Source organism: Actinomadura sp. NPDC048032, assembly GCF_040653175.1.
Taxonomy (GTDB): domain Bacteria; phylum Actinomycetota; class Actinomycetes; order Streptosporangiales; family Streptosporangiaceae; genus Spirillospora; species Spirillospora verrucosospora.
This window is the reverse complement of sequence record NZ_JBEZJP010000365.1, coordinates 1-8621: the sequence shown is the minus strand read 5'-3', so window position 1 is coordinate 8621 and position 8621 is coordinate 1. Positions and strand designations below refer to the sequence as shown.

8 protein-coding genes are annotated in these 8621 nt (G+C 72.6%); 1 reads left to right on the top strand and 7 read right to left on the bottom strand.

The annotated features are described in order from the left end of the window. From AB0C69_RS32900 to AB0C69_RS32880, 5 genes are all read right to left on the bottom strand, one after another. Positions 1–535, bottom strand: a 535-nt coding sequence (locus AB0C69_RS32900) for an ATP-binding cassette domain-containing protein (protein WP_360358830.1), incomplete at its 3' end; no start/stop codon positions are given. Further along, a complete protein-coding gene (locus AB0C69_RS32895) occupies positions 519–1553 on the bottom strand; it encodes an ABC transporter ATP-binding protein (RefSeq protein WP_360358829.1) in 1035 nt (344 codons plus the stop codon). The genes AB0C69_RS32895 and AB0C69_RS32900, both read right to left, overlap by 17 nt. Positions 1554–1561: 8 nt before the next feature. Next, positions 1562–2524 carry an ABC transporter permease gene (locus AB0C69_RS32890; RefSeq protein ID WP_360358828.1) on the bottom strand — a complete coding sequence of 321 codons (963 nt, stop codon included), beginning with the start codon at positions 2522–2524 and terminating at the stop codon, positions 1562–1564. A 7-nt stretch (positions 2525–2531) separates the two neighbouring features. Further along, positions 2532–3458: an ABC transporter permease gene (locus tag AB0C69_RS32885; RefSeq protein WP_345179157.1), complete on the bottom strand. Its 927-nt coding sequence runs from the start codon at positions 3456–3458 to the stop codon at positions 2532–2534. Between the two features lie 6 nt (positions 3459–3464). Next, positions 3465–5048, bottom strand: a complete 1584-nt coding sequence (locus AB0C69_RS32880; protein ID WP_360358827.1) for an ABC transporter substrate-binding protein — start codon at positions 5046–5048, stop codon at positions 3465–3467. A gap of 241 nt (positions 5049–5289) precedes the next feature. On the opposite strand from AB0C69_RS32880, the gene AB0C69_RS32875 reads away from it, so the two are divergent. Next, positions 5290–6669 carry a M20/M25/M40 family metallo-hydrolase gene (locus AB0C69_RS32875; protein ID WP_360358826.1) on the top strand — a complete coding sequence of 460 codons (1380 nt, stop codon included), beginning with the start codon at positions 5290–5292 and terminating at the stop codon, positions 6667–6669. Between the two features lie 56 nt (positions 6670–6725). Here the strand turns inward: AB0C69_RS32875 and AB0C69_RS32870 are convergent, their stop codons facing one another. Next, a complete protein-coding gene (locus AB0C69_RS32870) occupies positions 6726–7502 on the bottom strand; it encodes an ABC transporter permease (protein WP_360358825.1) in 777 nt (258 codons plus the stop codon). Next, positions 7499–8491 (bottom strand): ATP-binding cassette domain-containing protein, encoded by a 993-nt coding sequence (locus AB0C69_RS32865; protein ID WP_360358824.1) that lies wholly within the window; start codon positions 8489–8491, stop codon positions 7499–7501. The genes AB0C69_RS32870 and AB0C69_RS32865 overlap by 4 nt, the downstream gene beginning before the upstream one ends. Positions 8492–8621 lie beyond the last annotated feature (130 nt).

Here is an 8621-nt window from a genome sequence, read left to right as displayed (position 1 = left end):
GGGTCTCCGACCCGACGGTGATGGCGACCTGCCCCTTGAGGACGAACACGAACTGGTGCGGGTAGCGGTTGACGTGCCCGGGGTCGAGGCCGACGAGCTCCAGCAGCTCCTGCACGCGCCCGCGCCGCTCGCCCTTCGGCGCGACCTCCGGATGGACGGCGAACGGCTCCCCCACGATGTCGCCGACCGTCATCCGCGGGTTCAGCGAGGAGTAGGGGTCCTGCATGACCATCTGCACGCGGCGGCGCAGCGCCCGCAGCTCCGCCTTCGGCAGCGCGAAGATGTCGCGGCCGTCGAAGCGGACCGTCCCCGCGGTGGGGCGCTCGGCGGCGAGCAGCAGTTTGGCCAGCGTCGACTTCCCGCACCCGGACTCGCCGACGACGCCGAGGGTCTCGCCGCGCCGCAGCTCCAGGTCGACCCCGTCCACGGCCTTGATCTGGCCGATCGCGCGCTTGACCACGACGCCGCGGGTCACGGGGTAGTGCTTGACGAGCCCCTCGACCCGCAGGATCGGGTCCTCACTCGGCTCCGGCACGGTGCACCTCCTCGGCGAAGTGGCAGGCGGCCTCGTGCCCGGGGGCGACGGTGACGAGCGGCGGCCGCTCCGCCGCGCAGAGCGCCTCGGCGCGGGGGCAGCGCGGCTGGAACGGGCAGCCCGGCGGGAGCGCGGCCGGGTTCGGCGGCGCCCCCTTGATCGGGACGAGCGGGCCGCCGCGCCGGTCGAGCCGCGGCACCGAGGCCAGCAGGCCCCTCGTGTAGGGGTGGGCGGGCCGCGCGTACAGCTCCCGGGCGGGCGCCTGCTCGGCGACCGACCCCGCGTACATGACGACGATCCGGTCGGCGACGCCGGCGACGACGCCGAGGTCGTGGGTGATCAGCACCATGCCCATGCGCAGCTCGTCCTGCAGCCCGGCCAGGAGCCGCATGATCTGCGCCTGCACGGTGACGTCGAGGGCGGTGGTCGGCTCGTCGGCGATCAGCACGTCCGGCTCCAGCGCCAGCGCCATCGCGATCATGATGCGCTGCCGCATGCCGCCGGAGAACTGGTGCGGGTAGTCGCCGAGCCGCCTGGCGGCCGAGGGGATCCGCACCCGCTCCATCAGCTCCACGGCCTTGGCCGTGGACTCCCGGCGGCCGAGCCCCCGGTGCACCCGGAACATCTCGCGGAGCTGGTCGCCGACCGTGAAGACCGGGTTCAGCGCGGTCAGCGCGTCCTGGAAGATCATCGAGATGCGGTCGCCGCGGTAGGCGCGGCGCCGCCGCTCGGGCAGGCCGAGCAGCTCCTCGCCGCGCAGCCGGACCGAGCCGCGCTCGACGCGGGCGGGCGGGACGTCCAGGATGCCCATCACGGCCTGCGCCGCGACGCTCTTGCCCGATCCCGACTCGCCGAGGATCGCGAGCGTCTCCCCCTCGGCGAGGGTGTACGACAGCCCGTTCACCGCGTGCACGTCCTGGTCCCGCACGCGGAACCGGACGTGCAGGTCCTCGACGCTCAGGAGCGGCACCACCGGCTCCGGGGCGGGAACCGGGTCGTCCTTCAGGTCCGTGGTCATGTCTCGGCTCACCGCAGCTTGGGGTCGAGGGCGTCGCGGACGGCGTCGCCGAGCATCAGGAAGCTCAGCACCGTCGCCGACAGGAACAGCGCGGGGAAGATCAGCAGGTGCGGGTGGTCGACGAAGGAGTCCTTCGCCTGGTTGAGCTGGAGGCCCCAGGAGACCTCGGGGTACTGCAGGCCGACGCCGAGGAAGTCCAGCGTCGCCTCGCCGACGATCACGTGCCCCACGTTGAGGGTGGCCACCACGATCACCGGGGCGATCGCGTTCGGCAGGATGTGCCGGAGCATGATCCGCCGGTCGGACGCGCCGAGCAGCCGCGCCGCCTGCACGTAGTCGGCGTCGCGGACGGAGATGACCTGCCCCCGCATGATGCGGATCATCGTCGTCCAGCCGAGCAGGACCAGCACCAGCGTCATCGCCCACACGCCGTGCGAGGGGAACGCGACCAGGATCACGGTGGCGCCGAGCACGAACGGCAGCCCGAAGAAGACGTCGGTCAGCCGGGCGATCAGCGCGTCGACGATGCCGCCGTAGTACCCGGCGAGCAGCCCGAACAGCAGCGCGATCAGCAGCGCGAAGACGGTGACGGCGACGCCGATCAGCAGCGTCGGGCGGGCCCCGTGCACGACGTGCGCGTAGTAGTCGCAGCCCGCGAGGTCGGTGCCGAACCAGTGGTCGCCGGACGGCCCGAGCTTGGCGTCGTTGGCGTCGCAGCCCTCGTTGACGCCGGTGGAGGTGAACAGCCGCGGCGCCGCGGCCATGACCGTCACGAGCGCGAGGACCGCCGCCGATCCCCAGAAGAGCCAGCGGCGCCGCAGCTCGTGCCACGCGTCGTCCCACAGCGAGGCCCGGCCGATGGCCCCGCCGGCGACGGCGACCGCGGCGGCGCTCGTCCCCGGGGCCCCGGGACCGGGCGCCGGCTCCGGCTCCGCGCCCGGCGGCCCCGCGTCCGGCTGCTTGATGGTCATGCGCCCCTCACTCGTACCTGATCCGCGGGTCGAGCACCCCGTACAGCAGGTCCACGACCAGGTTGACCAGCAGGAAGATCAGCACCAGCAGGGTGACCGCGCCGACCACGACGGGCCCCTCCTTCAGCTGGATCGACTCGAACACCTGCCCGCCGATGCCCGGCAGGTTGAAGATGCCCTCGGTCACGACCGCGCCGGCCATCATGTTCCCGAAGTCGACGCCGAGATAGGTCACCACCGGGATCAGCGAGTTGCGCAGGGCGTGCCGGCCGACCACCCGCGCCCGCGACAGCCCCTTGGCGTTCGCCGTCCGCACGTAGTCGGCCCGCAGGTTCTCCGACAGGCTCGTGCGGGTCAGCCGCGCCACGTACGACAGGCCGAGGGAGCCGAGCACCATCCCGGGCAGCAGGTAGGACATCGGCCAGCCGTCGTCCGTCCCCGCCGTGGGGAAGATCTGCCAGTGCAGCCCGAACAGGAGCTGCGCGACGTAGCCGAGCACGAACACCGGCACCGCGATCACCAGCGTGGTCCCGCTGAGGACGAGGGTGTCGGCGAACCGGCCGCGGCGCAGCCCCGCCCAGATGCCGAGCAGGATCCCGACGACCAGCTCGAAGACCCAGGCGGTGAGGGCGAGCTGCGCCGTCACCGCCCAGCGCCCGCTGAGCATCTCCGACACGCTCTGGCCGGTGTAGTTCTCGCCCAGGTCGCCCTGGACGAGGCCCCACATGTACTTCGCGTACTGCACCAGCAGCGGGTCGTTCAGGTTGTAGCGGTCCCGGAGGACCTCCAGGACGTTCTCCGGGACCGGCTTGTCCCCGGCGAGCGCCTGGATCGGATCTCCCGGCAGTGCGAACACCATCGCGTAGATGAGCAGCGTGGTGCCGATGAAGACGGGGATCGCCTGCAGGAGCCGCCGGAGGACGTAGCGCCACATCGCCGGCTACTTCACCGTCACTTCGGTGGCGATCAGACCCGTCGAGAACGGGGTGATCGTGACGTTGTCCACCCGCTTGGAGCGGCCGCCCTCGCCCGCCCACGTCCACAGCGGGATCATCGGCATCTCGCGGATGGCGACGTCCTCGGCCTGGTTGTAGAGCGCGTTGGCCTGCTGCGGGTCCGGCGCCTTGTTGGCCTTGGCGATGAGGTCGTCGAACTCCGTGCTCTTCCAGCCCATGCGGTTGCCCGCCGAGCCCCACATGTTCTCCAGGTAGTTCTGCGGGCTCGGGTAGTCGGCCTCCCAGTTCTGCCGGTAGGGGCCCTTCTCCTTGCGGTCGCTCAGCAGGGAGAAGTAGTCGGACGCGGGGACCTGCCGGAACTGGATGTCCTTGATGCCGAGGTTGTCGCGCAGGGAGTTGGCGACGATCCGCATCCACTGGGCGTAGGTCGGCTGCGCGTTGGAGAAGTACAGCTCCAGCGTCCCGGAGAATCCGCCGGCCTTGTCGAACAGCTGCCGGGCCTTGGCCGGGTCATAGGTGCACAGCTCGCCGCAGGCGTTGGCGCGGTGCCCGGGAATGATCGACGGGATCAGCGAGTCGGCCGGGAAGTAGCTGCCGTTGAAGACCGCCTTGTTGACGCCCTGGCGGTCGATGGCCATCGAGATGGCCTTGCGCAGGTCGGGGTTGGCGAACCGCTTGTCGAACACCGGGAGGCCGAGGTAGTCGGTGGTGCTCATCTTCCGGGCCAGGAACCGGTCGCCGAGGAGCCGCTTGGCCTCGGGGACCTTGGCCGACGGGATGGTCTGCAGCACGTCGATCCGGCCCGCCCGCAGGTCGGTGTAGGCGGTGTCCGCGCTGGAGTAGCTCTTCCAGGTCACGCCCTTGTTCTTCGGCTTGCGCGTCCCGGTGTAGCCGGGGAACGCGACGAGCTTGACCTGCTTGTTGCGCTCCCAGTTCCCGTCCATCATGTACGGGCCGTTGCCGACCGGGTGGTCGTCGAACGCCTTGGGGTCCTTGAGCCCGGCCTTCGGCATCGGCGCGTACGCCGGGTAGGTCAGCAGCAGGGGGAACTGGCTGAACGGGTCGTTCAGCGTGACCTTGAGCGTGTTCTGGTCGACGACCTCGATACCGGAGAGCTTGTCGGCCTTCGGCTTCGCGTTCTCGCCCTCGGGGTTCAGGTCCGCGTACCCCTTGATGTACGAGAAGTAGTCGTTGGCGCCCATCGCGTTCGGCCCGTAGGCGGCGTGGTTCCACGCGTCGGCGAAGCTCTGCGCCGTCACCGGCTCGCCGTTGTGGAACTTCTGGCCCGCCCTGACCTTGATCGTCCAGACCTTCTGGTCGGCGGAGGTGACCGACTCGGCCGCCAGCGGGACGGCCTTGCCGTCCCGGGTCAGGTCCATCAGGTTGTCGAACAGCTCGGTGATCACGTCGAAGGCGTAGCTGCCGGTCGTGTTGGCGGGCATCAGGTGGTCCGGCTCGGAGTGGCCCACGGTGAACGTACCGTCGCTCGCCTTGGCGTCGTCCCCGCCGCAGGCCGACAGGCCGAGCGACGCGGCCAGCGCCACCGCCGCGAGACCCGCGACGTTCAAGCGGAGACCCCTTCCGGCACCCCTCAGGCTGGTCATGCTCCTCCTCGGCCGTGTCGTTCGGCGCACGGGCGCTTGGCCGCCCGCGGTCCTTGGAACGCTCGCAGCGTCGTACTCAGCCTGGCAGTTCGGATACGGCGCTGACGGAGTCGAAACCGGATCGAGACGAACTTGATCATTCGTTGACACGGGTCGGCGAGGGAGCAGAATGAAGCCTCGTCGCGGGAAGGAATCGGGGGCAGCGGTGGGCTTCGAGCAGGCGGGCGGGACGGCCGGCGGCACGGTGGACGGCACGGCGGAGGGCGGCACGGAAGGCGGCACCGGCGGTGACCGGGCCGGCGCCGAGGCGGCCGCGATCTGCGCCGACCTCATCAGGTTCGCCACCGTGAACCGGGGCGAGGGGGTGGCCGAGCCGGAGCGCCCGGCCGCCGAGCACGTGGCCGGGCTGCTGGACGAGGCGGGCGTCGAGACGACGGTCGTGGAGTCGGCGCCGGGCCGCGCGAGCGTGCTCGCCCGCGTCCCGGGCACCGACCCGTCCCATCCGGCGTTCCTGGTCCACGGCCACCTGGACGTGGTCCCCGCCGATCCGGCCGACTGGACCGTTCCGCCGTTCTCGGGCGAGGTGCGCGACGGATGCGTGTGGGGGCGCGGCGCCGTCGACATGAAGGGCAGCCTCGCGATGACGCTCGCGACCGTGCGGGCGCGGCTGCGCGAGGGGCGGCGCACGCGCGGCGACCTGGTCCTGGCCTTCCTGGCCGACGAGGAGTGCACCGGCGAGCACGGGTCCCGGTACGTGGCGCGCGAGCACCGCGGGTTCTTCGAGGGCTGCACGGAGGCGATCAGCGAGTCCGGAGGGTTCAGCGTGGACGCCGGCGGGGCGCGGATCTACCCGATCGCGACCGGCGAGCGCGGCACGACCTGGATGCGGCTGACGGCGCGCGGGACCGCCGGGCACGGCTCCAAGCCCGCGCCCGACAACCCGGTCGCCGAGATCGCTCACGCGGTCTCCCGGCTGGCCTCCCACCAGTGGCCGGTCCGGCTGACGCCGGGCGTGCGGGCGCTGCTGGACGGGCTCGCGGACGCCCTCGGCACGTCCATCGACCACGACCGCCTCGACGCGGAGGCGGCCCGGCTCGGCCGCGCCGGGCACCTGTTCGCCGGGACGATCCGCAACTCGGCGAACCCGACCCGGCTCGACGCCGGCTACAAGGTCAACGTCGTGCCGGGCACGGCGACCGCGCAGGTCGACGGCCGCTACCTGCCCGGCACGGGCGAGGAGTTCCTCGCCACGGTCGACCGGCTGCTCGGCCCGAAGGTGACCCGCGAGTTCATCAACCACGAGGAGGCCCCCGCCGCCGACCCGGCGGGCCCGACGTTCGCCGCGCTCGCGGGCGCGCTCCGCGCCGAGGACCCGCTCGCGCGTCCCGTCCCGTACGTGATGGCCGGGGGGACCGACGCGAAGTCGTTCCACCGCATCGGCATCACGAGCTTCGGCTTCGCGCCGTTGCTGCTCGGCCCCGAGCTCGACTACTTCGGGATGTTCCACGGCGTGGACGAGCGGGTCCCGCTGGACGGCCTCGCCTTCGGGACCCGCGTCCTGGACCGCTTCCTCGACACTCGTTAGAGAAGGCGGGGGGTCCCGGCGCGCGCAGCCACCGGAACCCCCGGGCCTCTCCCCCGTCACCGGGACTTCTGATAGCTCCGGAGCGAGTGGACCGCGAGCCCGACCGCGGCCGCGGTCAGCACGAGCAGCCATCCGCCGTGCGCCGCGACGGCGGACCAGTCGGGATCCTCGGCGAGCGCGCCGCGCGACGCGTCCAAGGCCCAGCTCACCGGGTTGCCCGCCGCGACGTGCCGCATCCAGGCCGGCATCAGGCTCTTCGCCATGAACGCCGACGACAGGAACGTCAGCGGGAGCAGCAGCATCACGTTCAGGCCGATGATCGTGTTGCGGTCGCGCACGAGCAGCGCGAGCGTGTTGGACAGCGCGGCGAGGACCACGCCGATCAGCACCGCCGCCGCGACCAGCACGGCGACGCCGCCGGGACCGCCGGGGTAGTGCGCGCCCGCCGCCCGGCCCAGCGCGATGATCACGAGCGACTGGAACGCCGTGCTGAGAGCCTGCTCGATGACGCCGGCGTTCGCGATCGCGCCGCGCCGCACCGGCGCGACGAGGAACCGGTCGAGGGTGCCGCGCTCGATCTCGTCCATGGTCGCCATCCCGGCGAACGAGTTCAGCGAGACCGCGTTCATGACCACCACGCCGGGGACGATGTAGTCGAGGTAGGACTGCGCGCCGAACCCGGGCAGCTCCGCCACCTTCCTGAACAGCTGGCCGAAGAGGAACAGCCAGATCATCGGCTGCGCCAGCGTCATGACGACGACGGCGGGACTGCGCACCAGCGCGGTCAGCCGGCGGTGCGTCATCCACCAGGTCCCGGTCACGAGCGCGGTCATCGGACGCCTCCGGCAGCGGTCTCGGCGGGGTCGGGTGCGTCGGCCCGCGCGAACCGCCGTCCGGCGTAGCGCAGGTACACGTCGTCCAGCGAGGGCCGCGCGACGGTCGCCGCCGCCGCGGGGACGCCCGCCTGGTCGAGGGCGGCGAGGACGGCGGGCACGGTCGACGCGCCGTCGTCGGCGCGGGCGCTCAGGCGCGGCCCGTCCAGGACGATCTCGCGCACGCCGGGCAGGCGGCCGAGGGCCTCCCGCACCGGCGGCTCGGGCGGCGCCTCCCGCCACTCCACGTGGACGGCGTCGCCGCGCAGCTCGCCCTTGAGGGAGTCGGGGGTGCCCTCCACCACGACGCGGCCGCGGTCGACGATCGCCAGCCGCCGGGCGAGCCGGTCGGCCTCCTCCAGGTAGTGGGTGGTCAGCAGGATCGCGAGCGCGTCGTCGCCCGCCAGCCGCGCGATCTCGGCCCACAGCGACGCGCGGGCCTCCGGGTCGAGGCCGGTGGTGGGCTCGTCCAGGAACAGCACCCGCGGCCGGTGGACGAGGCCGAGCGCGACGTCGAGGCGCCGCCGCATCCCGCCGGAGTAGGTCTTCACCGGCCTGTCCGCCGCGTCGTCCAGCCCGAACCGGGCGAGGAGCTCGGCCGCGCGGCCGCGCACCCGCGCCCCGCCCATCCCGTGGAGGCGGCCCTGCAGGACGAGGTTGTCGCGGCCGCTGGCCTCGGGGTCGGCGCCGGACCGCTGGGACACCACGCCGATGACGTGGCGGACCCTGTCGGGCCTGCGCAGCACGTCGTGCCCGGCCACGGCCGCGGAGCCCGCGTCCGGCCGGACCAGCGTGGTGAGGATCTTGACGGTGGTGGACTTGCCCGCCCCGTTGGGGCCGAGCAGCCCGAGGATCTCGCCCGGCCCGACCGTGATCGACAGGCCGTCCAGGGCCCGGACGTCGCCGGGGTAGTTCTTCACGAGGCCCTCGGCCTCGATGGCATGCGCCATGTTCTCCTCCGTGCCAGGAAACGTGCCGCACGAAGGGCCCCGGATAGGCTGGTGTCGCGTCACGCCGCCAGGGCCCGCCTCGCGCGGGTTCTCGGTGGTGGGTCCGGGCCCGGCGGCGGTGTTGCAGCAC

Excerpts from the sequence above, each read along its gene's own strand:
- AB0C69_RS32895 (WP_360358829.1), bottom strand. The coding sequence starts at position 1,553 with ATGACCACGGACCTGAAGGACGACCCGGTTCCCGCCCCGGAGCCGGTG.
- AB0C69_RS32890 (WP_360358828.1), bottom strand. The coding sequence starts at position 2,524 with ATGACCATCAAGCAGCCGGACGCGGGGCCGCCGGGCGCGGAGCCGGAG.
- AB0C69_RS32885 (WP_345179157.1), bottom strand. The coding sequence starts at position 3,458 with ATGTGGCGCTACGTCCTCCGGCGGCTCCTGCAGGCGATCCCCGTCTTC.
- AB0C69_RS32870 (WP_360358825.1), bottom strand. The coding sequence starts at position 7,502 with ATGACCGCGCTCGTGACCGGGACCTGGTGGATGACGCACCGCCGGCTG.
- AB0C69_RS32865 (WP_360358824.1), bottom strand. The coding sequence starts at position 8,491 with ATGGCGCATGCCATCGAGGCCGAGGGCCTCGTGAAGAACTACCCCGGC.